The organism is Ensifer sp. ZNC0028, from assembly GCF_000799055.1.
Taxonomy (GTDB): domain Bacteria; phylum Pseudomonadota; class Alphaproteobacteria; order Rhizobiales; family Rhizobiaceae; genus Ensifer.
In genome coordinates, this window is record NZ_JTLA01000030.1 from 128755 (window position 1) to 152986 (window position 24232).

Consider the following 24232-nt stretch of genomic DNA (forward strand, 5'->3'; position numbering starts at 1 on the left):
GGAGCGACCATGACCGCACTTCGTGAATGGCTGATAGACGACAGCCCCGCTTCGCCGATGCAGGCGCGCCTCGGGCGCTTCTACCGCATCTTAGGCGCGCTGATGCGCAATCCGCTCGCCGTCGTCGGCGCCGTCATCATCCTCGTTCTGGTACTGACCGCGCTCTTTGCCCCGTGGCTCGCCACCCATGATCCGCTGCGCCAGTCATTGGGCGAACGCCTGCTGCCACCGAGTGCGGCCCACTGGATGGGAACCGACGAGCTCGGCCGCGACATCTGGTCCCGTGTCGTCTACGGTTCACGCATCACGCTCGCCATCGTCACACTGGTCGCCGTGCTCGCAGCACCCGCCGGCCTGGTGATCGGCGTTGCCGCCGGCTATTTCGGCGGCTGGGTCGATCGCATCCTGATGGGCATCACCGACATCTTCCTGTCGCTGCCGAAGCTCATCCTGGCGCTTGCCTTCGTCGCAGCCCTCGGCCCCGGCATCGAGAACGCGATCATCGCCATCGCGATCACCTCCTGGCCCGGATACGCCCGGGTCGCGCGCGCCGAAACGCTCACCTTCAAGAACTCCGAGTTCATCTCGGCGGTGCGCCTGCTCGGCGCATCGAGCCTCCGGGTCAATCTCGGCCATGTACTGCCGCTCTGCACCTCCTCGATGATCGTGCGCGTCACGCTCGACATGGCCGGCATCATCCTGACGGCCGCCGGCCTCGGCTTCATCGGCCTTGGCGCGCAGCCGCCGCTTCCCGAATGGGGCGCGATGATCTCGCGCGGCCGCTCCTTCATCCTCGACCAGTGGTGGGTTGCGACCATGCCGGGTTTTGCCATCATTCTGGTTAGCCTCGGCTTCTGCTTCCTCGGCGATGGCCTGCGTGACGTGCTCGATCCGAAAAGCGGGGAGCAACGCTGATGAGCAATCTTCTCGAAGTCGAAAACCTGCGCGTCACCTTCCCGACGCCCCGCGGTGATCTCGAAGTGGTGCGCGGCATCTCCTTCACCCTCGGCCGCGAGCGCCTCGGCATCGTCGGCGAAAGCGGCTCGGGCAAGTCGATGACCGGCCGTTCGATCCTACAGCTGATCCGCGCGCCGGGTCGCGTCACCGCCGACAAGCTCGTCTTCGATGGCATTGACCTCCTGAAGCAGTCCGAACGACAGATGCGCGCCATCCGCGGCGCCCGCATCTCCATGGTGATGCAGGATCCGAAGTTCTCGCTGAACCCGGTCATGACCATCGGCGAGCAGATCGCTGAGGCGCTGCTGACGCACCAGAAGCTGCCGCGCCGCGAGGTCAATGCCCGCGTGCTCGCCATGCTCGAATCGGTGCGCATCGCCGATCCGGAGCGTGTCGCCAAGCTTTATCCGCACGAAGTCTCCGGCGGCATGGGCCAGCGCGTGATGATCGCAATGATGCTGATCCCCGAGCCGGATCTGCTGATCGCCGATGAGCCAACCTCGGCGCTCGACGTCTCGGTCCAGGCGCAGGTGCTCGACATCATCGACGAACTGGTGAAGCGCAAGGGCATGGGTCTGATCTTCATCAGCCACGACCTCAACCTCGTCTCCAGCTATTGCGACCGCATCCTCGTGATGAACACCGGCGAGGTGGTCGAGGAATGCAAGGCCGGCGAGTTGATGGCGGCAAAGCATCCCTATACGCGCGGGCTGATCGCCTCTATCCCGCGCCTCGATGAAACACGCGACGAGCTGCCGGTTCTCGACCGCAGCGCATGGGCCAAGGCATGACCGCGCTTTCTCTGAAAAACCTCGACATCTCCTATGGCGACGTGCAGATCACCCACGACGTCAATCTCGACATCGCCGACGGCGAGAGCTTTGCCCTTGTCGGCGAAAGCGGATCGGGAAAATCGACCGTGCTGAAGGCGATCGCCGGCCTCGCACCGGAATGGTCAGGTGGAATCACCGTGCTCGGCTCGCCCCGTGGTCACGGCATCGACCGCGCCTTCTCACGCCAGTGCCAGATGGTGTTCCAGGATCCCTACGGCTCGCTGCATCCCCGCAAGACCGTCGATGCCACCCTTGGCGAAGCGCTGACGATCCACGGGATCGGCGACCGCAACGCGCGCATCGAAGAGGTGATGACCTCGGTCGGCCTCGACCGCAAGTTCCGCTTCCGCTTCCCGCACCAGCTTTCGGGCGGCCAGCGCCAGCGCGTGGCGATCGCCCGCGCCCTGATGCTGAAGCCGAAAGTGCTTTTGCTCGACGAGCCGACCTCGGCGCTCGACGTCTCGGTCCAGGCCGAAATCCTCAACCTGTTGAAGCGCCTCAGGCGCGAGCAGAACCTCACCTTCCTGATGGTCACCCACAATCTGGCCGTCGTCTCCTTCCTCTGCGATCGCCTTGCCGTCATGCGCCAGGGCCGTATCGTCGAGATTGCCGATGTCGCCGACCTCAAGCGCGGCGACCTCAAGGATCCCTATTCGCGTGAGCTGATGCAGATCAGCGCCGCGCATGCCAACTAGGATGGGACAACAGGACGATTTCTCGTCCGTCCCCTTCTAAGATATCGAGTAACCCCAAGGACATAGCATGAACAGTGAACAGATCGCTGCCGCGCTGGCGGAATTCGACGCGGCGATTGCCAAAGCCACCGATGCCGATACGGTATGGACCGCATTGCAGACGCTTAGCCGCCAGGTGATCGGCGCCAAGCTCTTCACCATCATGACGGTCGACATGGTCAACGAAGTCGCCCGCCGCGCCTACACCTCGCATCCCGAGGAATACCCGACCTCCGGCACCAAGCCGATCCGCTACGACAGCTGGTTCGACATCGTGCACAAGGCGCACCAGACCTTCGTCGCCAACACCATCGTCGACATCTCCAAGGTCTTCGGCGATCACGAAACGATCTGGTCGCTCGGCTGCGGCTCGGTCGCCAACATCCCGGTTGTGGTCGGCGGCGAGCTGCTCGGCACCGTCAACTGCCTCGACGTCGAGCACCACTACACTCCGGAACGCGTGGCGCTCTCCAAGCACCTGGAACTGCCGGCGAAACTCGCATTCCTCGCCGCCGCGCGCGCCGAGCAGAAGTAAGATTTAGAGACCGAAGGCGTCACCGCCTTCGGCTCCCTCCTTCCGGTTCGTCAGTTTCATTGCTTCTTCGAAACAGTGAAACTGTCTATCTCTTTTGAAGAACGCAATTCCGGACGGAAAACCGTTTCACACTTTTCCTAGAACTGCTCTACCGGCCGATGGCCTTGCCGGTTTCCTTCAGGAAGAAGTGCATCTTCTCCGCCTCGATCGGCACTTCGATCTGGTCGTCGGGGTCAATGCGTGACGCCGCGTGAACCTGTGCGGTGAACGCACCCTGCCCCACCCTGCCGAGCGCCAGCGTATGCGGCCCGAGCGGCTCCACGTCACGCACGGTGAGCTTCACGGTTGGTGCCGCGGCATCCGTCGCCATCGTATGCTCTGGACGAATGCCAAGCACGACGTCCTTACCGGCAAAAGCACCGAGCTTCTCGGCACGCGCCGGCGGAACCGTGATCGCGACATCGCCTTCCGCCCGGAAGGCGAGTCCGCCATCGCCGCGCTCAAGCCGACCTTCGATGAAATTCATGCTTGGCGCACCGATGAAGGCGGCGACGAAGAGGTTGGCCGGCTGCTCGTAGAGCGTGATCGGATCGGCCGCCTGTTCGATGCGCCCCTGGTTCATGACGACCACCCGGTCTGCCATGGTCATGGCTTCCACCTGATCGTGCGTGACGTAGACGGCGGTCGTCTGAAGACGTCGGTGCAACAATTTGATTTCCGTGCGCATTTCGATGCGCAGCTTGGCATCGAGATTGGACAGCGGTTCGTCGAATAGAAAGACATCAGGCTGGCGCACGATGGCCCGGCCGATCGCGACGCGCTGGCGCTGGCCGCCCGATAGCGCGCTCGGCTTGCGGCCGAGATAGGCGCCGAGATTGAGGATGCGCGCCGCGTCCGCCACCGCCTTGTCGATCTCCGCCTTGGGGGTGCCACGGACCTTCATACCGTAGCCGATGTTTTCGGCAACGGTCATGTGCGGATAGAGCGCGTAGTTCTGAAACACCATCGAGCAATTGCGCAGGCCCGGGCGCAGATCCGTGACGTCGCGGTCGCCGATCCGGATCGAACCCGAGGTCGCCGTCTCGAGACCCGCGATCATCCTGAGCGTCGTCGTCTTGCCGCAGCCGGACGGCCCGACGAGCACGACGAATTCGCGATCGGCGATCTGAAGATCGAGCGGCGGAATGACCGTGACGCTCCCGAAGGACTTGGTGATCTGCTCCAGTCGGACCTGTGACATGCGATAACCCTTGCTGCTGTCTGTGCCCGGTCTCGCCGGGACGGTGGCGCCCGCCCCGATCGTCTCGGAGCGGGCGTGGTTTCGTTACTGCTGCGGAAGGCCCATCGACGCGCGATAGGCGGCAAGCTGCTTGTCGCGGCCAAACTCGTCGGTCAGCTTGTTCCACTGCTCGGCGACGCTATCGAGCGCCTGTTGCGGCGTCACCTCCCCGGCGAGCGCCTTGGAAAGCTCGATCTCCAACACTTCGGTGTAGGAGAAGTAGCCGGGCAGGCGCATGTCGAGCGCGATGTTCTTGGCGGTCACTGCCTCCTTCTGCGCGCCCAGATATTCCTTCGCTTCACGCTCGGAGAAGATCTTCGACCAGAGATCGAGGTTCGTCGTATGCGAGATGCGGTAGGGATTGACCCCGGTGCCGCCGGTGATCGCCGCCTGGCCGGATACCGCCGGGCTCGTCAGGAACTGGATATAGTTCCAGGCTGCTTCCTGCTTGGTCGAGGTCGCGGGCACTGCCGCCTGCCAGCCGCCGAAAGCCATGAAGGAGGTCTGGACGACGTGGTCGAACTTGTCCCACTTCTTGGTCTTGTAGTTCCAGATCTCGTCCGATCCCGGCAGCGACGCCGAGCCGACATTGCCGGCGACCTTCGACTGCTTCGGGTCGGCGCCGATGACGCCCGTGTCGCCCCAGCCGATCGATTCCGCCACCTGGCCACCGGCAAAGGCGGCGTTCACTTCGCCGAAGGAGAAGTTCAGCGCGTTCGGCGGCGCAAGCTTGGAGGCGCGGATATATTCCTCAAGGCCGCGAACCCAGCCGGGATTGTTGACCTGCGCGTCCATCGTCTCCGGATTGAAGAACATCGCGCCGGGATTGTCCGGATGGCTGGTATAGCCGGCGACATGGCTGAACAGGAACCAGAACTGCTGACCGCCGCGACGGAAGGCTTCCGCCGTACCCCAGAGGTTGTTGGTCGGCTGGTTGAAGTATTCGGCGATGTCGAGATACTGTTTCCAGGTCTTCGGCGGCGCCAGGTCGTATCCGTATTTAGCCTTGAAGGCCTTCTGGTTGTCGGCGTTTTCGAAGAGATCGATGCGGTAACTGTAGGTATGGGCGTCGCCATCCATCGTCTGCGACAGCACCTTGCCGTTCCAGACCATCAGTTGTTCGCGGTAAACCGGGGCGATGTCGTCCCAGTCTGCGCCCTTCTGCATGTCCGCCGGCATTTCCGACAGGAAGTCGGTAAAGTCGGGCGCCCACGCCGGAGCAAAGGCGATGACGTCGAAGGCGTCTTCACCCGATGTCAGCGACGTGACGATCTTCGGATAGAGTTCCGACCACGGGAACTCGACGACCTTGACCTTGCCGCAGGTCTTTTCTTCCCAGCCCTTGGCCGCAAGCTGCAGCGCCGAGGCAATGTAGGGGCCGGTCTGTGTCGTCGCCGTCAGTTCGACGCCGGTATAATCCGGATCGCAGGCAGCAAGCGCCGTTCCGGCACTCCCCGTCGCGAGTGCGGCAAATGATGCAGAAGCCAGTAGCAATTTCCTCATTCTATCCTCCTGTTGAATGAATTCATGCCAAAGCGGTTGCTTACTTGATTGCCCCCAGAAGTAGGCCGGAGCGCATGAGCCGGCTCAAAAGTCCGGCCATGACCATCATCGGGATGATGGCAACGAGAGCGGCAGCGGAAATCGCCCACCATTCATCGCCGCGCTGGCTGTTCTGGCCGGCAACGAGAATGGGCAGCGTCTGCCATTTGGAATTGGTGAGAAACAGCGCGAACAGAAACTCGTTCCACACGAAGGCGAGCGTGATCATGAAGGTGGCGATCAGCCCTGGCTTCGACATCGGCAGCACGATGCCGAAGAAGATCCGCCAGGACGGCACATTGTCGACCATCGCCGCTTCCTCGACCTCGACCGGAAGCGCTTCGAAGAAGTCGCGCATCAGCCAGATGACGATCGGCAGCGAGAAGGCGATATAGGCGAAGGTCAGGCCGATATAGCTGTCGACCAGCTTGAAGCCGAGTTTGCCCATTTCCGTGTACATCAGGTAGAGCGCGAAGGCCGCGACGATCGGCGGGAACATGCGCTGGCTGACGAACCAGAAGACGATGTCGTTGTTGCCAAGTTCGGGTCCGGGCAGACGGAACCGGCTGGATATAACCGCAAGCGCCAGGGCTGCGACGAAAGAATAGATCAGCGAGATGCCCTGGCCGTAGCCAAGCACATATCGGCCGAGAAGGAAGCCGCCGAAGGCGATCACCACGAAGATCAGTGCCGACAGCAGGCGGAAGCGGAAGGTGAAGCGCACCAGCGCATAGGCTGCCATCGCACCGATGAAGGTCGCGGCGATCGACGCCGAAAGGCCGATGATCGTCGATGCCCAGAAGGTGTTGAAGAACTGTCCTCGCTGGCCCGACAGAAGCTCGCTCCAGGCCGTCAGGCTCGGTTCGAAATCCACGAACGGCAGATAGGTCGGGCCGCCGACGACGGCGATCGGCGTCTTGAACGAGGTGATCAGCACCCAGTAGAGCGGAAAGAAGGTGATGGCGAGCCAGATGAGGCAGCCGCCGAGCGCCAGCCAGCGTCGTTTTCCCTTGAGAGTGCGCACGCTCATTTGTGCTTCTCCAGATAGGGCTTGAGGATGGCGAGATAGACCAGGCCGATCACGGTGATGACGATCAGGAACAGGAAGGAGAGCGCCGAGGTGTAGCCGAGATTGAACTTCTTGAAGCCTTCCTGGTAGGCAAAGAGCGTCAGCGTTTCGGTCGAGATCCCCGGCCCGCCGCCGGTCATGACGAAGACGGTGTCGATGATCTTGTAGCTCTCGATCAGGCGGATGAAGACGACGGCGACCGAGATCGGTAGCAGCATCGGGAAGGTGATGTCGCGGAACTGCTGCCAGGGCGTGGCGTTCTCGAGAGCCGCCGCCTCATAGACATCGTCGGGCAGGGTCTGAAGGCCGGCGAGCATCATGAGGATGACGAAGGGTGTCCACTGCCAGACCTCGACGGCGATGATCGACCCGAGCGCCCAGCTTGTCTGCGTCAGGAATGGCAGATTGGGAAATCCGAGCGCGGACATCACTTCGTTGAGCGGCCCCATGGTCGGATTGAGCACCTGACGGGCAATCAGGGCGACGGCAACCGGCGCCACCAGCATCGGCAAGAGAAAGCTTACGCGAAAGATGCCTTCGCCCGGCACCCGCGAATTCAGCGCCAGCGCCACCGAAAGGCCGATCACATATTGCAGCCCGACGGAGATGAAGGCGATCAGCGTCGTCGTGCCCGCCACATGCCAGAAACGCGGGTTCTGCAGGAGGTCGATATAGTTGCCGAAGCCGACGAAGCGCGCCGGCGTCGGCGGCACCAGCCGCATGCTCATGAAGCTGGTGGTCAGCGAATAGACGAGCGGAAAGATCGAGATCAGAAGGACGATCAGCAGCGCCGGCCAGATGAAGAAGTGCTTGATCGGATCGTTGCGCGTCATGCGGCCGAACCTCTGGCAAGCAGCGCCTCGATCTCGACAAGCGTCGGCATGGCAGGCGCGGTGCCGCGGCGGGTGACGGCGATGCCGGCGGTGGCGCAGCCGAAGCGCACCGCATCAACAGGCGAAAGATCCCGCGCCAGCGCTGCCGAGAAGCCGCCGACGAAGGCGTCCCCTGCCCCGGTCGTGTCGATCACCGGGCCGCTGGCGATCGCCGGGACCAGCACAGACTGGTCGTGGTTGTGGTAAAGCACGCCGCGTTCACCGAGCGTGATCAGGGCCGTCTTTGCGCCCTTCTTGAGCAGCGCGTCGCCGGCGCGACGAACATCGTCCTGCGTCGAGAGCGCAAAACCAACTATCGCCGCCGCCTCGGTCTCGTTCGGCACGAGATAATCGCAGAGCGGATAGATCGCATCGGGGAAAGGTTCGGCCGGCGCCGGGTTGAAGACGGTGGTGACGCCCGCCGCGTGGGCAATCTCCAGTGCGCGCTGGGCTGCGGCGACCGGCTGCTCCAGCTGGGTGACGAAGATGCGCGAGCCCTCGATCGTCTCGCGCGCGGCCTCGACATCGTCGACGCCGATCGAGCCCGCAGCACCCGGATAGACGATGATGGCGTTTTCACCGTTCTGGTCGTTGACGTAGATGAAGGCAGCCCCCGTCGGCAGGTCGTCCATCTCGACGATCTTCGGCGTCACCCCCGCTTCGGCATAGGTGCGCATGGCCATCTCGCCAAACGTGTCACGGCCAAGCTTGGAGATGAAGGAAACCGGGCTGCCGGCCCGAGCGCAGGCAACCGCCTGGTTCGAGCCCTTTCCGCCGGGACCGACGGAAAAGCCGCTGCCGGTAATCGTTTCACCGACAACGGGCATGCGCCGCGCCAGATAGGCCGTGTCGGCCACGAAGATACCCAGGATCGAAACACCAACCTTCATTCAAGCCTCCCCCTGCAACCGCACCGGTGTGAAACGGTGTGCCCAGGCAATCTCTCGCGATTTCAATCATTTATTCGAACGCTGCGTTGCGCAGCGGATCGTCAGGTCTTCGGCGGTATGACGCCCTTGGTGAAGAGGAAGCAGCCGTAGAAGCGCGTCTCGCCCGTGGTGATGACGCAATAGGCTTTCTTCGCTTCCTCGTAGAACTTGAAACGTTCGATGCCGTACATCGGCGCCGATTTGCCCTCGGCGCGATCGATCGCAGCCTGGACTTCCTGCTGCACAGGCAGCACTTCGTCGGGCGCACCCATCACCTCCATGCGGCCGGCGGAGGGCTGCAGCGGCGTATCGAGCGGCAGCACGGAAAGCACCGCCTCGACGGCACGCGCGGCCGAGACGTTGTCGATGCGCAAAAGCGTGCCGAGCGTGGTCTTGCGGGCAATGGCGTCGGACGGGAAATTGGTGTCGGAAATGACCAGCGTGTCGCCGTGGCCCATGGACCTCAGCGCGTGCAGCACGTCGGCATTCAGCGCCGGATCGATATTCTTCAGCATGCAGTCCTCCTCCTGGCGCGCTCCGGTTTCCGTGGCGCGCAATGCATTCCCCTTACAGGCGAATGCGTCTCCCTAACTGTTCACGTTCCTCCACCGCGCGGACCGGCTCCCCCCGCCCCGCGCGTGGTGGGTCCCCTACTCGCCGTAGGGGATCCAGATGTTCTTGACGTCCGTCGCGCGGCGCAGATAGGCCGGGCCTTCCGCCGCCTCGCGGTCGAGCCAGTTCGTTGCCTTGCCGTAGTCGACGAAGGTGCGCTTCAGGTTGCCGACCGAGAGCTTCTCGACAAGGGTCGAGAGTTCCGCCGAGCCGAAAGCCCAGAGCGCATCCACGTCGTTGTGGCTTGCGAGCGTCTTTGCCAGTTCGATCGTCGAACCGGTGACGATGTTGACGACACCGGCCGGAACGTCGGATGTTTCCAGAACCGTATAGAAATCGGTTGCTGCCAGCGGATGCTGTTCGCTCGGCACGACGACGACGCGGTTGCCGGTGGCGATCAGCGGCGCGACGAGACTGATCATGCCGAGCAGCGGCGCTTCCGGCGGGCAAACGACGCCGACGACGCCGATCGCCTCGGGGATCGCAAGTGCGACGCCGCGAAGCGGCGGCTGGTGGATCGCGCCCTCGTACTTGTCGGCCCAGGCACCATAGGTGAAGAGCCGCGCGATCGAGGCTTCGACCTCTGCCTTGGCGTTCGTTGAGGACGCACCGGTCATGTCGGCAATGCGATCGGCGAATTCGCCTGCGCGGCCGCTCAGGTTTTCAGCGATGTAATAGAGGATCTGGGCACGGTTGTGCGTCGTTGCCGAGGACCAGGCGGATGCGGCTTGCGCTGCGACGACCGCGTTGCGGATGTCCTTGCGGTTGCCCTCACCGACCTCGCCAAGCACCTTGCCCTTCGGCGAAAGCACGTTGCGGTTATAGTTGCCATCCGGGCGCGCCTGCTTGCCGCCGATGAAAAGCTTGGCGGTACGGTCGACGTCAGGCATGGCGAAATCGCCGGCAACGGGCTTCAGCACCGGTTCGGCGACGGCGGGACGCAGCTTGCGACCGAGCCATGCCTTCGGCTTCAGGTATTCGTAGCAGCCCTCACGACCGCCCTCGCGGCCGAAGCCGGATTCGCGCTTGCCGCCGAAACCGGCAGAAGCATCGAAGAGGTTGGTCGCATTGACCCAGACGACGCCGGCGGCGAGCTTGGCCGCGACATGCAGAGCCAGGCCAATCGTCTCGCTCCAGACGCTGGCGGCAAGGCCGTAGCGCGTGTGGTTGGCAAGCTGGATCGCCTCTTCCGGGGTGCGGAAGGTCATGGAGACGGCGACGGGCCCGAAGATTTCTTCAGTGGCAACGATCGAGGTCGGCTGCACACCGGTCAGAAGCGTCGGCGGATAGAAACTTCCGCCCTTCGGCAGGTCGATGTCAGGTTGATGCAGGGCTGCCCCTTCGGCGACACCCTTGGCGACCAGCTCTTCGATGCGCTGCAACTGCACAGGCGCAACGATTGCCGCCATGTCGATCGCCTTGTCGAGCGGATGGCCGACGCGCAGCGTCTGCATGCGACGCTTCAGCCGCTCGTAAAAGAGCGGCGCCACGCCTTCCTGCACGAGGATGCGCGAGCCGGCGCAGCAAACCTGGCCCTGGTTGAACCAGATGGCGTCAACCACGCCTTCCACCGCGCCGTCGATATCGGCATCGTCAAAGACGATGAACGGCGACTTGCCGCCGAGTTCGAGCGTCAGCGACTTGCCGGTTCCGGCAGTGCGCTCACGGATGAGGCGGCCGACCTCCGTCGAGCCGGTAAAGGCGATCTTGTCGATATCGGCGTGCTCGACGATCAGTGCGCCGGTTTCACCTTCGCCGGTGACGACATTGAGCACGCCGGCCGGAAGGCCCGCAGCAGCGGCGAGTTCAGCAAAGAGCAACGCCGTCAGCGGCGTAAATTCCGCTGGTTTCAGGATCACGGTGTTGCCGAGCGCTAGCGCGGGTGCAACCTTCCAAGCGAGCATCAGGAACGGGAAGTTCCAGGGGATCACCTGGCCGACGACGCCGACCGGCACCTGATCGGCAAACTCGGTTTCCTGCAGCTGCGCCCAGCCGGCGTGGTGATAGAAATGGCGGGCCGCGAGCGGTACGTCGATGTCGCGGGTCTCGCGGATCGGCTTGCCGTTGTCGATCGCCTCGACCACGGCGATCAGGCGCGCATGGCGCTGGATCATGCGGGCGAGGGCATAGAGATGACGGGCGCGGGCATGGCCCGGCAGCTTCGCCCAGGGGCCTTGCGCCTTGCGGGCCGCGGCAACCGCATCGTCGACATCCTTGGCACCGCCGAGCGCGACCTTGGCGAGCAGCTTGCCGGTTGCCGGCTCGTTGGTCTCGAAGGTCTTGCCGGATGCGGAAGCGACGAAGGCGCCGTTGATGAAGTGGCCGAACTCGCCCTTATGGCGCGCCAGCCACTGACGGGCTTCGGTGTCGGCCTCGGGTGCTGGACCATAGGACATTTCGTCAAAATACCTTGCGACAGTCATCGGGATCATCCAATCGGGTGACGGTTGAGGGCCGAGTAGGCGCCGGTAACGTGATGTTCGAGCTGACGCTCGATATCGGCAAGCAGGCTCGATGCGCCGATGCGGAAGAGATCCGGCTCAAGCCATTCACGGCCAAGCTCGTCCTTCATCAGGAACTGGTAGTTCAAGATGTCCTTGGCGGCAGAAATGCCGCCGGCCGGCTTGTAGCCGACCTTGAGGCCGGTTTGCTCCTGATAGGCGCGGATCATGCGCAGCATGATAAGCGTTACCAGCAACGTGGCATTGACGCCTTCCTTGCCGGTCGAGGTCTTGATGAAATCGGCGCCAGCCATCATGCAGACGAGCGAAGCGCGCGCGACGTTGCGCAGCGTCTTCAGGTCGCCGGTCGCAAGGATCGCCTTCACATGGGCGTCGCCGCAGGCGGCACGGAAGTCGCGCATCTCGTCATAGAGCGCCTGCCAGTTGCCGGTCAGCACATGCTCGCGGGTGATGACGATATCGATTTCCTTGGCGCCATCGGCAACGGAAGCCTCGATCTCGCGCAACTTGACGTCATGCGGGATAAGACCGGCCGGGAAGCCGGTGGAGACGGCAGCAACGGGGATACCGGACCCTTCGAGCGCCTCGACGGCGGTCGAGACGAAGCGATGATAGACGCAGACAGCGCCGGTCGTGATGCCGCGGCCGCCCATGCCGAGCGCGTCGAGCAGATCCTGGCGCACCGGCTGGCGGGCCTTGGCGCAGAGGCGCTTGACGCGCTCCGTCGTGTCGTCGCCGTTGAGCGTCGTGAGGTCGATGCAGGTGACGGCCTTCAAGAGCCAGGCAGCCTGCGCGTCCTTCTTCACCGTGCGGCGACCGGGCAGCGTCGCAACGCGACGCTCGGCGGCCGACAGGTTGACGCGCTGGTCCAGCACCCAGCCAAGGTCGAGATCGATGCCGTTATTGCGCGGCCAGTTATGGCCCGCCGCCGGCGAATGCGCGGCCTTCGGCGCGCCAGTTTTCACAGCAAGGTCTTCCAAGCGATGGCTCCTTGAACTCCCTGTCACGACCAGCCGCACTCGAGCACAGCCGCCGAGAACTCATTTTTGTTATTTTTCTATCGAATTTTTGTGACTATTCCATCAAGAACAGAGGGTGTCAAGCGAGACACTCCCGTTTTGACGATTTCGTAATATTTTTGCGAATGCCGCCATCACAGGCCCGGCAGGTGCGTTTCGCCCTCTTCGGTGATGATAGAGCGAAAAACGCCGATTGGCGCGAAAAAAGCCGGCTTCAGCTTGCCGATCTTGCTGAGGTCGACAACCAGATGGCTCTCGCGCGCCAGCGAGATGACCTTCTGCTTCACCGAAACTTCGTGGAAATGCACACAGGTCGCGCCACGCGCCGGGTCGACGCCGGCGGCCGAAAGGAAGGCGATGTTGATGCCGAGCGAATCGAGCGTCTCCAGACCGGAGTTGCCGGAGAAGGACGCCGACGAGGGATGATAGACGCCTCCAAGCATGACGATCCGCACATTCGGCTTATGGGTCAGCTTCTCCGCCACGTTTAGAGAGTAACATACTGCCGTTATTGAATAATTCTCGGGAATGAGGTCGACGAGATATTCGAGCGTGGTGCCGCAATCGATGAAGATCGTCTCGTCCGGGCGGATGTGGCGCGCCGCGTGGACGCAAGCCTCGCGCTTGGCGGCTGCGTGGCTGTCGGCCTCGCGTGCCAGCTCATAGGGCGCGTCGCCTTCGATCTCGGACGCCGGGACGATATGTCCGCCGAGAAAGGCGAACTGGCCGGGATTGTCGGCAACGTCGCGACGGATCGTCATTTCCGAGACGCCAAGCAGGGCTGCGGCATCGCGCAAGTGCAGGACTCTTCGTCCTGAAAGGGCATCGGCGAGTTGGATGATGCGGGCTGTCTTGCGGCTGACCATGATTTCTTCCGTGTCCGACGTGTTCTGCTGCCTTACACGGCCCGAACAGATTTTGTGAAAAATATCACAAACACTCTTCTCTAAGCAAGAGGAGTCACATTGATTGAAAGCGACCGCTGTGCCGAGAGCGCCGCCAGAGGGCCGATCGCCAAGAAATGACAACGGCGGGCCAACCGGCCCGCCGCTCCACTGACGTCATGTCAAGCCGCGAGAAGAAGCGGACGAAACGCGATCACGCGCCGATCGGCGCGGTCCGCTCGGCAAGCCAGCCGACCGCCTCCGGCTCAAGCAAGCCGTCGAGCTCCTGCGCGACGCGACGGTGATAGGCATCAATCCAAGCCCGCTCAGCCGTCGTCAGCAGGCCGAGATCGGCGAGCCGCAGATCGATCGGCACCAGCGTCAGGCTGCGGAAGCTCAGGAACCCGTCGCCGTCGTCCACCACCTCCACCTGGTTTTCGATGCGGATGCCGTAGGCGCCGGCCTTGTAGTAGCCCGGCTCGATCGTCGTCACCATGCCCGGCTTCAGCTCGATCTCGTTGACGCGCCGATCGAAACGTTGCGGCTGTTCGTGAACCGAGAGAAAGTGACCGACCCCATGGCCGGTGCCGTGGTCATAGTCGAGACCTAGATCCCAGAGCGGGCGGCGGGCAAAGGCGTCGAGCTGGTGGCCGAAGCTTCCCCTGGGGAATTTCAGCGATGCCATGGAGATCAGTCCCTTGAGGACGGCCGTGTAGGCGCGGCGGATCTCGTCGCTGACCGGACCGGTCGCCGTCGTGCGCGTGGCATCGGTGGTGCCGGTCAGATACTGCCCGCCGGAATCGAGCAGATAGACACCGTCCTTGCGGATCAGCCCGTTGCTCGCCTCGGTGGCAGCATAGTGGCACATGGCCGCGTGGCCGCCGGCCGCCGAAATCGAGCGGAAGCTCGGCTCGACGAAGCTTTCGGCCATCTGGCGATAGGCGAGGATGCGCTCTTCCGCTTCCAGTTCGGTTACCGGTTTGCCGCTCGCCTCCCGTTCGGCGGCGTGCCGCTCGAGCCAGGCAAAGAAGCGAACCCAGGCGGCGCCATCCAGACGGTGACAAGCCCGGAAGCCCGCAAGCTCGGTCGCGTTCTTGTGCATCTTGGCGAGCGTAATCGGGCTCTTCGCGAGCTGCACGGTGCCGCCTGCGGCGCGCGTGGCATGGGCCGTTGCCGACGGGGCGAAGCCGGGATCGATCAAGGCGGTGCGCCCCGCCGCCATCGCCTTGACGCGGTTAAGCAGCTGGCCTGGCTCGGCAATCGCAACATCGTCGAGCTCGAAGTCCGAGAGGTCGTTCGGAAGCTTGCGATGATCGACCAGCCATTCCGTTTGCCCGGCGCTGTCGAAGATCAGGAAGGACTGCGGCATCGGGTTGAAGGCGACGTCGCGGCCACGGACATTGAGGAACCAGGCGATATTGTCCGGCTGCGCCTCGATCAGGAGGTCGGCGCCCTGCTCCGCCAGCAGGGCGGCGATGCGGCGCTTCTTCTCGGCAACGCTCTCGCCGGCATTGGCGACCGGAAAGGCGGTGATCTTGCCGAGTGGCTTTTCCGGTTGGTCCGTCCATACCGCATCGACGAGATCCCCATCGACAGGCATCCAGACGCCGCCGGCCAGTTCGACCGAACGGCTGCAATCGGCATCCCAGGTGGACGGCAAAAGCATGGCGTTGAAGCCGACACGTTCGCCCTTGCGCAGATTGTTCTTCAGCCAATCCTTGAGCGGAGCGTCATAGAAGTGCTCGATCGTGAAGGTACCGAGATCCACTTCGTCGCGCACCTGCACCTGGTAGCGGCCATCGACGAAGATCGCTGCGCGGTCGCGCATGACGATCGCCACACCGGCTGAACCGGTGAACCCGGAGACGAAAGCCAGGCGATGGTCGTGCGGCGCGCAATACTCGCCCTGATGTTCGTCGAAGCGCGGCACGACGTAGCCGTCGAGCCCGGTTTCCGTAAGCTTGCGGCGCAGCGCGCCGATGCGGCCGGAGATATCCGGCCTTGCTCTCGTATCCATGATGTCTTTCCTATCGAGTGAGTTTCAGGCGTCGCCGATCGTTTCGGCGAAATGGCAGGCGGTCATGCCCGATCCGACCGGACGTAGCGCCGGCTTTTCGCGGCGGCAAAGTTCGGCGGCGTGCGGGCAGCGCACATGAAACGGGCAGCCGGGTGGGATGGCGAGCGGGCTCGGCAGTTCGCCCGACAGTGCCGGCGCACGACGCCTGGCGCCCGGATCGAGCGACGGTGCAGCCGCAAGCAGACCCTTGGAATAGGGATGCATCGGTTTCGAAAACAGCGCCTCCGATGGGCCGATCTCGACGATCGCGCCGAGATAGATGACGGCGACGCGATGCGAGACATGGCGCACGAGGCGAAGGTCGTGCGCGACGAACAACACCGTCAGGCCGAGCTCGTCCTGAAGCTCGATCAGCAGATTGACGACCTGAGCCTGGACAGAAACGTCGAGCGCCGAGACCAATTCGTCCGCGACGAGACAGGTCGGCTCCAGCGACAGCGCCCGCGCAATGCCGATGCGCTGCCGCTGGCCGCCGGAGAATTCATGCGGGAACTTGTCCGCGGCTCCATCGGGCAGCCGCACCAGATCCAACAGCTCGTCCACCCTTCGGTCGATCGCCGCACCCTCGCGCATGCGGTGCACCGTGATCGCCTCTCGCAGCGTATCGCGCACGGTCATGCGCGGATTGAGCGAGGTATAGGGGTCCTGGAACATCATCTGGACGCGCCGGTTATAGGCGCGCCGTCGTGCCCCCTTGAGGCCGACGACGCTCTCGCCCTCGAACAGGATATCGCCGGATGTCGGCCGGTGCAGGCCGGCGATCAGGCGCGCGAGTGTCGACTTGCCGCAGCCGGACTCGCCGACGATCCCGAGCGTCTCGCCGGGCATCACGTCGAGATCGATGCCGTTAACCGCCGAGACGACCTGCTGCGGACGGCGGGCGAGCGTGTCGGACAGTGATCGCCGTTTCTCGAACTGGATCGACAGCGCACGGAGCGAGAGCAAGGGAGTGGCGCTGGTTGACATGGGCATAGTCATTGCGCCGCCTCCCGCGGTCCGAAATGCGCTTGGGCATCCTCAAGATGATGGCAGGCAACGAGCCGCGACGAGCCGATCGCTTCGAGCGACGGGCGACGATCGGGACATTCGCGCCCGGCGACCGGACAGCGGGCGCTGAAGGCGCAACCCGATGGAAGCGCGTTCAGTGCCGGCGGCGCACCGGGGATCGAATAGAGCGGTGTTCGCGGCGCAACGTCGCGCGGGATCGAGCGTAGCAAGCCCAGGGAATAGGGGTGGCGCGCGTCGGCGATCACATCCGTCGTCGTGCCGACTTCGCAAAGCCTGCCGCCATACATGACCGCGACGCGATCACAGGTTTCGGCGACGACGCCCATGTCATGGGTGACGAGGATGACCGCCATGCCGAGATCGCGGCTCAGCGACTGGATGAGGCGCAGGATCTGGTCCTGGATGGTGACGTCGAGCGCCGTCGTCGGCTCGTCTGCCAACAGCAGCTTTGGGTTGGAGGCGAGCGCAATCGCAATCATCACCCGCTGGCGCATGCCGCCGGAGAACTCGTGCGGGAAATCGTCGAGACGATTGCGCGCACCGGGAATGCCGACGAGATCGAGCAATTCGATCGCGCGCGCCTTGCGCGCCCTCGCATCGAGATCCGTATGGGCCACGAGGTTTTCCTGGATTTGCAGGCCGACGGTGAGCAGCGGATTGAGCGACGACATCGGCTCCTGAAAGATCATCGCGATCTCGCGGCCCCGGATGCGCCGGAGACACGTCTCGTCGAGCGGAACGAGATCGCGGCCATTCCAGAGGATTTCACCCGAGACACGCCCGCGTGGCCTTATGATACCGAGGATCGAGCGCAGCGTGATGCTCTTGCCCGAGCCGGATTCACCGACCAGCCCAAGAATTTCCCCCTGCCCCACCTGGAACGACACATCGTCCACTGCCACCAGCGGCCGCTCGCGCGCGCCGAACTCGGTGCGAAGGTGCCTGACGTCGAGTACGAGGGGCTTTTCTGTGGTTCCCATCTCAGCGCCCCTTCGGTCGAAGCAGATCGGCCAGCGCGTCGCCGACGAGGCTGAAGCCGAGCCCGGTCAGAACGATGGCAATGCCCGGCATCAGGCTCATCCACCAGGCCGTCATCAGGAAGTTGCGGCCCTCGGCGATCAGGACACCCCATTCGGCGGCCGGCGGCTGCGCGCCGAGGCCGAGATAGCCGAGCGACGAGCCGAGCAGGATCGCGAGCGCCATGTCGGTCATCCAGTAGACGAGGATCGGCGAGATCGCGTTCGGCAGAAGATGGCGGAAGATGATGCGGCGATCAGAATAGCCGAGCACCCGGCCGGCGGCCGCATAGTCGTTGGCCTTCTGCGCCATGATTTCGGCGCGCGTCAGCCGTGCGTAATAGACCCAGTTCACCGCGGTGATCGCCACATACATGTTGACGAGACCGGGGCCGAGGACCGCGACGATCGCGATCACCAGCACCAGGAAGGGAAAGGTGATGATCGCGTCGACGCAACGGCCGAAGATCACGTCGGCGATACCGCCGTAATAGCCGACGAAAGCGCCGACGGTCAGTCCGATCAGAAGCGCAAAGATGGTCGCGAAAAAGGCCATCTGCATATCGACCCGATAGGCCCAGATGACGCGCGAAAGCACGTCTCGGCCGAAATTGTCGGTGCCGAAGGGATGCGCAAGGCTTGGCCCCTGCTGGATCGCCTGCAGATCGAAGGCGAGCGGATCATAGGGCGCAAAGAGCTGAGGAAACAGCGCAAAGGCCAGCGACAGGCCGAGAATGGCGATGCCGATCACGAAGGACGGGCGGGCGAAGGCGCGCGCCAGAAAGGCGGCCAGCCGTCCCTGCGTCCGCGGATGGGTTTGGGTCAGGACCGTCATGATTGGCGAAGCCTCGGATCGAGCCAGGATTGCACGACATCCGTCAAAAGGAAGACGACGGAGACGAGCACGGCAAAGGTGAGCGTAAGGCCCTGGATCAGCGGATAGTCGCGGGCAAAGATCGCCTCCAGCATCAGCCGCCCGACACCGGGAATGGCAAAGACCGTCTCGGTCACCAGCGTGCCGCTCATCAGGTTGCCGATCGAAAGGCCGAGCAGCGTCACCGTCGAGACCAGCGCATTGCGCAACACATGCCGGGTCATGATGATGCGCGGCGACAGGCCCTTCGCACGGGCGAACTGCACGTATTCCGCGTCGAGCACCTCGATCAGAGAGGCCCGGAGATTGCGCAGGATGATCGCCGAGGTATAGAGCGCGACGCTGAGTGCGGGCAGGATCAGGTGGTAGAGGTTTGCAAGAAAGGTCCTGCCGTAGCCGCCGACCGGAAACCAGCGCAGCTGCGCCGCAAGCACCGTCAAAAGCAAAAGCCCGATATAGAAGACCGGCATGGACAGGCCAACCTGGAAGACGCCACGGATGGCGACATCGGCCGGACTGTTGACGCGCGATGCCGCGAGAAAGGCCAGCGGTCCCGCGAGAAAGACCGCGAGCACGACCGAATAGAGCGCCAGGAATATCGTCGTCGGCAACCGGCTCAGAATGACCTCGGTCACCGGCGCCTTCAGCATGATCGAGCGGCCGAGATCGCCGGTCAGCGTGTTCTTGACGAAGACAAGGAACTGCATCGGCAGCGGCTGGTCGAGACCGAGATTGTGCCGGATCTGTTCGAGCTGGGCGTCGGTCGCCTTGGCCTCGGCCATGGCGATCGCCGGGTCACCCGGCAGCATGCGCACGAGCAGGAAGATGAAGATCATTACCAACAGGAACGTCGGGATGATCTGCAGCAGCCGTGCCACGAGATAGGAAAGTGAGGGCATGGTTCCAACCTTCAACGGAAAACCGGGCGGCTTGCCGCCCGGCTCTTGCAGATCGTTCCGCTATCAATCGGCGCGCCAGGCTTCAGAGAAGTCGTTGGCGCCGAGCGGCGTCTGGACGTAGCCTTCGATCGACTTCGAGACGGCGACGGCAAAGGGCGTTTCGAACAGGAAGAGCAGCGGCGCTTCCGCCGCGTAGATTTCCTGCATGCGCTTGTATTCGTCCTTGCGCTTGGCCGGATCGGTCTCGACGTTGGAGGCCTCGAACAGCGTGTTGAATTCCTGGTTGTTCCAGCCCGTACCGACGGCCTGGCGCTGCTTGTAGTAGCCGAGCCAGCCGGTCACCTGTGCGGGGTCGTTGACGTCGTTCGCCCAGCCGTAGGTGTGGATATCGAAGTCGCCGGACCGGTTCTTCTCGCCGCGGGTCGGGTTGTCGACCTGCTCGACCTTGAGGTTGACGCCGAGCGGCGCCCACATCTGCTGAAGTGCTGTAAACAGCGTCGCATCGTCGGCGCTGCCGGCAAGCGTGGTAAGCTTCACCTCGAAGCCGCCGCTGAGACCGGCTTCCGCCAGCAACTGCTTGGCCTTTTCCGGATCATAGGGATAGAGCGGCTCGGGGCCATAATGAAGCTGCGTCGCTGCCGACATCAGCGAGGTCATCGGCTTGCCGGTATCGAAAGTGACGAGCTTGATCAGCACGCTCTTGTCGGTCGCATAGTTCAGCGCCTGGCGCACCTTGACGTCGGCAAGCGGGTTCTTCGCTCCGTCCTTCTTCGCCTCGCGCGTATTGATCGGCGCATAGACGATGCGGGTCGAGGGGAAGAGCTCCATCTTCAGGTTCGGATCGGCGCCGAGTTCGCCGACGCGGGCAAACGGAATGAACTCGGCGGCGTCGACCTCACCGGCCTGCAGCTTGAGGATGCGGGTCGCATCGTCGGGAATGACGAGGAATTCCACCCGGTCGAGATAGGGCAGCGGCTTGCCGTCTTCGCCCTGGCGCCAGTAGTTCGGGTTGCGCTCGAAGCTCATGCTCGAGCCCTGCACGTGGCTTTTCATGACGAAAGGTCCCGAAGTGACTGGACCGGCCGAGAAGAAGGCGCGCGCCTTTTCCTGATCCGTGGCACCTGCCGCCTTTTCGAAGGCTGCCTTTGGCATGATGCCGGTGTTGAAGGTCGCAAGGATCGAGATGATCGTCGGGTCGGGGTTCTTCAGCGACACAGTGATCTTGCTGCCATCGGCCGTGACCTTGTCGACCGCGCCGAGCAACCCGGCCCAGGGGCCGAGTTCGGCATTGCGCGCCCGGTCGAGCGAGAAGACGACGTCGGCGCCGGTGAGGTCCGAGCCGTCGGAGAACTTGAGCCCGTTTCTGAGAGTAAGGGTGATGGTCTTGCCGTCGGCCGAAACCTCGTGAGCCTCGGCGAGACCCGGCACGATCGAACCGTTAGGCCCGTTGCGCAGCAGCGTTTCATAGAGACCGTTCACCATCCAGAGATCGGGATTGCGGTCGGCATACACGGGATCGATGACGGTCGAGTCGTCGTAGCGCGCGAAGGTCATTGCGCCGCCGCGTTCGATCGCAAAGGCCGAGGTGGCCGCAAGCAGACCCAGCGTCGTGCCGAGCAGAATAGGCAATATACGTTTCATCTCACTCCTCCTTTTGACCGCAGCCGTCATCGATCGTGCGCCAAACACGCTTATTGGATATTGGATCCAATTTTTCTTAGTGTTTTTTGCCGTCGACGGATTGCCGCGAAGACGTTCTTGTAGTTCCCCTTTTCAAGAAGGCCGGCACGCGATCTGATCGGCTTGCCGAACCAACTTTAGCTGGACTAAAGTACATCGATAGACGTGAGTCAAGCGGAAAGAAAGTCATGCCCCTGAAGATCGAAGAGGCGCCCGAAGCCCATGAAGGCGGCTCCCTCCCCGAAGCCTCGACACCCGCCTCGCTCGGGCAAATGCTCAGAGCTCGCCGCAAGGAAATCGGCAAGACCATGAAGGACGTGGCGCGCGAGGCCGGGCTGACGGAGGGCTTCATCAGCCAGATCGAGCGCGGCATTTCCACCCCGTCGCTGATCTCGCTTTACAACGTCGCCAACGCGCTCGGCACCAGCGTCGATACCTTCCTGTCGCAGCCGCCGCAGCATTCGCATTCGATGGTCTCGCATGCCGGCGAACGCCCCGGATACAATGTCGAGACCAAGGAGCGTGTCTACGAACTGATCGAGCGCGGCTTTCCGGGCGCTGCCCTCAATGGCTGTATCACCCATATGCCGCCCGGTTACGCGTCGGAATTGACCAGCCACGAGGGCGAGGATTTCCTCTACCTGATCGAGGGCGAGATGCTCTACCAGATCGACGGCAAGGACTATCTCTTAAAGGCTGGCGACACGCTGCACTTCCCCGCCTCGCTGCCCCACCGTGCCCGCAATGTCGGCGCGGGACCAGCCCGCGAACTCTGGGTCGGCACCACCCGGATCATCAAGGAAGACTGAACCGCCGGAACTATCCAAAGGACAGGGCCGAAAGGTACGGGCCGCACAAGGCGGCCCGTAAGGTCAGGCATTACTGCTTGCGCGGCCAGGTGTCGGCAAGGCGGTAGCCGGCCGGCCACGGATCGGCCGGATCGAGCATCACCTGATGAGTGCCGGTGATCCAGGCACGACCGGAGATTTCGGGCACGATCGCCGGGCGGCCGCCGACAGTGGCTTCGCCGGCGATGCGGCAATTGAACGTCGAATCGATGATCGAGTGGCCGTCGAAACGCTGGCCGACCTTCATCACGCCGCGGGCATGCAGCACCGCCATGCGCGCAGAGCAACCGGTTCCGGTCGGCGAACGATCGAGCTTGGCCGGCTGGATGACGACGGTGTTTCGGCCATGCAGAACGCCGTCTTTCTCCTCAACCGGCAGCGTCAGCTGGCAGAAGGAGATGTGGTTCCATTCCGGGTTTTCCGGATGAGTAAAACCGAGCTGCTCGTTGGCCGCGCGGGTGATCTTGATACCGGTTTCCGCAAGTTCGCGGGCCTCGTCTGGCGTCACCGAGAAACCAAGAGCGCGGGCGTCGGTGATGACGAAGCTGTCGCCGCCATAGGCGGTATCGACGGTCAACGTGCCCAGGCCCTCGACCTCGAGCTTGGCGTCCAGTTTGTCGGCAAAGGAGGGAACGTTGGTGACGGTGATGCGTTCGGCCTTGCCGTTGCGGCATTGGGCGACGACGTTGACCAGACCGCCCGGCGCTTCCAGCACCATGCGCGTTTCCGGCTCCTGCATCGGCACGATGCCGCTGTCGAGCAGGACGGTCGAAACGCAGATGGAGTTGGACCCCGACATCGGCGGCGTATCTTCGGGCTCCATGATGATGAAGCCCATCGTCGCGCGCGGGTCCTTCGGCGGCACAAGCAGGTTGATGTGGCGGAAGACGCCGCCGCGCGGCTCGTTGAGCACGAAATTGCGCAGCGTCTGATCTTCGGCAATGAAGCGGCGCTGTTCCCAGAGCGTGTTTCCGGGCGGCGGCGCGACGCCGCCGACGATGACGTCGCCGACTTCCCCCTCCGCGTGGCAGGAAACGATGTGAACGACCTTGTTGCTGCGCATGCCCTTTCTCCTTCCGTGCTGGTGGACGGGCGCCACCCGGGCGCGCCATGCTTTCGCACCGGCTACGCTCCGCTCTTCGCCGGAGATGATAGCGCGTCCGCGCCCGCCCGGCGAAAACAGTCATAGAAAAATTGGATCCAATATACAATCTGAAATATTCGAATTTGCTGCGAGAACCGAAGCCGTCTGTTGCCCGGCGCGTGAATTGGACCTATGACCAATGGCCAAGCGCGCGAAAACGCTTCCGAATTCGCCAGGCCACAAGGTTTGGCCAGCAGGGTTTGAACAGGATGAAACTCGACGCCGTCGATGTCAGGCAAGCCGCCTCAGCGGCCGATATCGTCTATGAGGCCTTGCGCAAGGCGATCATCGAAGGCGACCTCGCCGAGGGCGAGAATTTGCGTCAGGACCACATCGCCCAGATGTTCAACACCAGCCGCATTCCGGTGCGCGAGGCGCTCTCGCGGTTGGAGCAGCATGGGCTGATCACCACGGAGCGCTACAAGGGCGCCGTCGTCGCCGGCCTCTCGATCGAGGAAATCGAGGAGATCTTCGAGTTCCGAGCGCTCATCGAGGCGGAGGTCATCCGGCTTGCGATACCCAATCTCGACCGCCGCACGCTCGACCTTGCACGCCAGCATTGCGAGGAGTTCGAGCGGGAGGAAAATTCCGACCGTTGGGGCGAAATCAACCGCAATTTCCACTACAGCCTCTACGAGGCAGCCCGTCGCCCCTATTACCTGCAGATTGTCCGCGCCTCGCTCGATCGCATCGACCGTTACCTGCGGGCGCAGCTGACGCTGACCTCGGGCGTTGCGCGCGCGCGCCGCGAACACAAGGCGATCCTCGATGCCTGCATTGCGCGCGACGCGGAGCGAGCCAGCGCCTTGACGCGTGACCATATCCTCGACGCCGGTCGCTCGCTGACCGTCTTCCTGAGAGACCAACGAGGCTAGTGGCGCGGTTTTCCAGCGGCTTTGGCCGACCGTCATAATAGTTTGATTTACATATCGTTTTATCGTGTTTCATTCCGGATCGAT

General features: G+C 63.3%; 22 protein-coding genes. 6 read left to right on the top strand and 16 right to left on the bottom strand.

Annotated elements, in window-relative coordinates; translation table 11 throughout:
- The first annotated feature begins 9 nt into the window (after positions 1-9).
- From L981_RS07620 to L981_RS07635, 4 genes are all read left to right on the top strand, one after another.
- Complete coding sequence (locus L981_RS07620) at positions 10-915, top strand: ABC transporter permease (RefSeq protein ID WP_043613522.1); 906 nt, start codon at positions 10-12, stop codon at positions 913-915.
- Positions 915-1748 carry an ABC transporter ATP-binding protein gene (locus L981_RS07625; protein ID WP_043613524.1) on the top strand — a complete coding sequence of 278 codons (834 nt, stop codon included), beginning with the start codon at positions 915-917 and terminating at the stop codon, positions 1746-1748. The genes L981_RS07620 and L981_RS07625 overlap by 1 nt, the downstream gene beginning before the upstream one ends.
- On the top strand, positions 1745-2485 hold the full coding sequence (locus L981_RS07630; protein WP_043613610.1) for an ABC transporter ATP-binding protein: 741 nt from the start codon (positions 1745-1747) through the stop codon (positions 2483-2485). Before L981_RS07625 ends, L981_RS07630 begins: the two co-directional genes overlap by 4 nt.
- 67 nt (positions 2486-2552) lie before the next feature.
- Positions 2553-3059, top strand: coding sequence for a GAF domain-containing protein (locus tag L981_RS07635; protein WP_043613525.1), 507 nt, complete (start codon positions 2553-2555; stop codon positions 3057-3059).
- A gap of 148 nt (positions 3060-3207) precedes the next feature.
- Here L981_RS07635 and L981_RS07640 read toward each other — a convergent pair whose 3' ends face one another.
- The 15 genes from L981_RS07640 to L981_RS07710 all read right to left on the bottom strand — a co-directional run bounded on the left by L981_RS07640 (position 3208) and on the right by L981_RS07710 (position 21242).
- Positions 3208-4299 carry an ABC transporter ATP-binding protein gene (locus L981_RS07640; RefSeq protein WP_043613527.1) on the bottom strand — a complete coding sequence of 364 codons (1092 nt, stop codon included), beginning with the start codon at positions 4297-4299 and terminating at the stop codon, positions 3208-3210.
- A gap of 84 nt (positions 4300-4383) precedes the next feature.
- Positions 4384-5841, bottom strand: coding sequence for an extracellular solute-binding protein (locus L981_RS07645; protein WP_043613529.1), 1458 nt, complete (start codon positions 5839-5841; stop codon positions 4384-4386).
- Between the two features lie 40 nt (positions 5842-5881).
- On the bottom strand, positions 5882-6910 hold the full coding sequence (locus L981_RS07650; RefSeq protein ID WP_043613530.1) for a carbohydrate ABC transporter permease: 1029 nt from the start codon (positions 6908-6910) through the stop codon (positions 5882-5884).
- Entirely contained in the window at positions 6907-7782 is an 876-nt protein-coding gene (locus tag L981_RS07655) for a carbohydrate ABC transporter permease (RefSeq protein ID WP_043613533.1), read from the bottom strand. The genes L981_RS07650 and L981_RS07655 overlap by 4 nt, the downstream gene beginning before the upstream one ends.
- On the bottom strand, positions 7779-8711 hold the full coding sequence (gene rbsK, locus L981_RS07660; protein ID WP_043613535.1) for a ribokinase: 933 nt from the start codon (positions 8709-8711) through the stop codon (positions 7779-7781). Before rbsK ends, L981_RS07655 begins: the two co-directional genes overlap by 4 nt.
- Before the next feature lie 101 nt (positions 8712-8812).
- Positions 8813-9265, bottom strand: coding sequence for an RbsD/FucU family protein (locus L981_RS07665; RefSeq protein WP_043613536.1), 453 nt, complete (start codon positions 9263-9265; stop codon positions 8813-8815).
- 135 nt (positions 9266-9400) lie between these two features.
- On the bottom strand, positions 9401-11785 hold the full coding sequence (locus L981_RS07670; protein WP_043613539.1) for an aldehyde dehydrogenase family protein: 2385 nt from the start codon (positions 11783-11785) through the stop codon (positions 9401-9403).
- Positions 11786-11790: 5 nt separating this feature from the next.
- Positions 11791-12804, bottom strand: a complete 1014-nt coding sequence (gene deoC, locus L981_RS07675; RefSeq protein ID WP_043613541.1) for a deoxyribose-phosphate aldolase — start codon at positions 12802-12804, stop codon at positions 11791-11793.
- A gap of 173 nt (positions 12805-12977) precedes the next feature.
- Positions 12978-13709: a DeoR family transcriptional regulator gene (locus L981_RS07680; protein WP_043613542.1), complete on the bottom strand. Its 732-nt coding sequence runs from the start codon at positions 13707-13709 to the stop codon at positions 12978-12980.
- A 232-nt stretch (positions 13710-13941) separates the two neighbouring features.
- Positions 13942-15744, bottom strand: a complete 1803-nt coding sequence (locus L981_RS07685) for an aminopeptidase P family protein (protein WP_082005929.1) — start codon at positions 15742-15744, stop codon at positions 13942-13944.
- A gap of 24 nt (positions 15745-15768) precedes the next feature.
- The gene (locus tag L981_RS07690) at positions 15769-16776 is read right to left on the bottom strand and encodes an ABC transporter ATP-binding protein (protein WP_371258845.1); all 1008 of its coding nucleotides are present in this window, start codon (positions 16774-16776) and stop codon (positions 15769-15771) included.
- 2 nt (positions 16777-16778) lie between these two features.
- Positions 16779-17792 (bottom strand): ABC transporter ATP-binding protein, encoded by a 1014-nt coding sequence (locus tag L981_RS07695; protein WP_043613545.1) that lies wholly within the window; start codon positions 17790-17792, stop codon positions 16779-16781.
- A gap of 1 nt (position 17793) precedes the next feature.
- Entirely contained in the window at positions 17794-18663 is an 870-nt protein-coding gene (locus L981_RS07700; protein ID WP_043613547.1) for an ABC transporter permease, read from the bottom strand.
- On the bottom strand, positions 18660-19601 hold the full coding sequence (locus tag L981_RS07705; RefSeq protein WP_043613549.1) for an ABC transporter permease: 942 nt from the start codon (positions 19599-19601) through the stop codon (positions 18660-18662). Before L981_RS07705 ends, L981_RS07700 begins: the two co-directional genes overlap by 4 nt.
- A 63-nt stretch (positions 19602-19664) precedes the next feature.
- The gene (locus L981_RS07710) at positions 19665-21242 is read right to left on the bottom strand and encodes an ABC transporter substrate-binding protein (RefSeq protein ID WP_043613551.1); all 1578 of its coding nucleotides are present in this window, start codon (positions 21240-21242) and stop codon (positions 19665-19667) included.
- Positions 21243-21469: 227 nt separating this feature from the next.
- Here L981_RS07710 and L981_RS07715 point away from each other — a divergent pair, with 227 nt between their 5' ends.
- Positions 21470-22090, top strand: a complete 621-nt coding sequence (locus L981_RS07715) for a helix-turn-helix domain-containing protein (protein ID WP_082005931.1) — start codon at positions 21470-21472, stop codon at positions 22088-22090.
- Positions 22091-22160: 70 nt separating this feature from the next.
- On the opposite strand, the gene L981_RS07720 is transcribed toward L981_RS07715, so the two are convergent.
- A complete protein-coding gene (locus L981_RS07720; RefSeq protein WP_043613553.1) occupies positions 22161-23192 on the bottom strand; it encodes a proline racemase family protein in 1032 nt (343 codons plus the stop codon).
- Between the two features lie 290 nt (positions 23193-23482).
- Here L981_RS07720 and L981_RS07725 point away from each other — a divergent pair, with 290 nt between their 5' ends.
- Complete coding sequence (locus L981_RS07725; RefSeq protein WP_052201650.1) at positions 23483-24148, top strand: GntR family transcriptional regulator; 666 nt, start codon at positions 23483-23485, stop codon at positions 24146-24148.
- Positions 24149-24232: the final 84 nt, after the last annotated feature.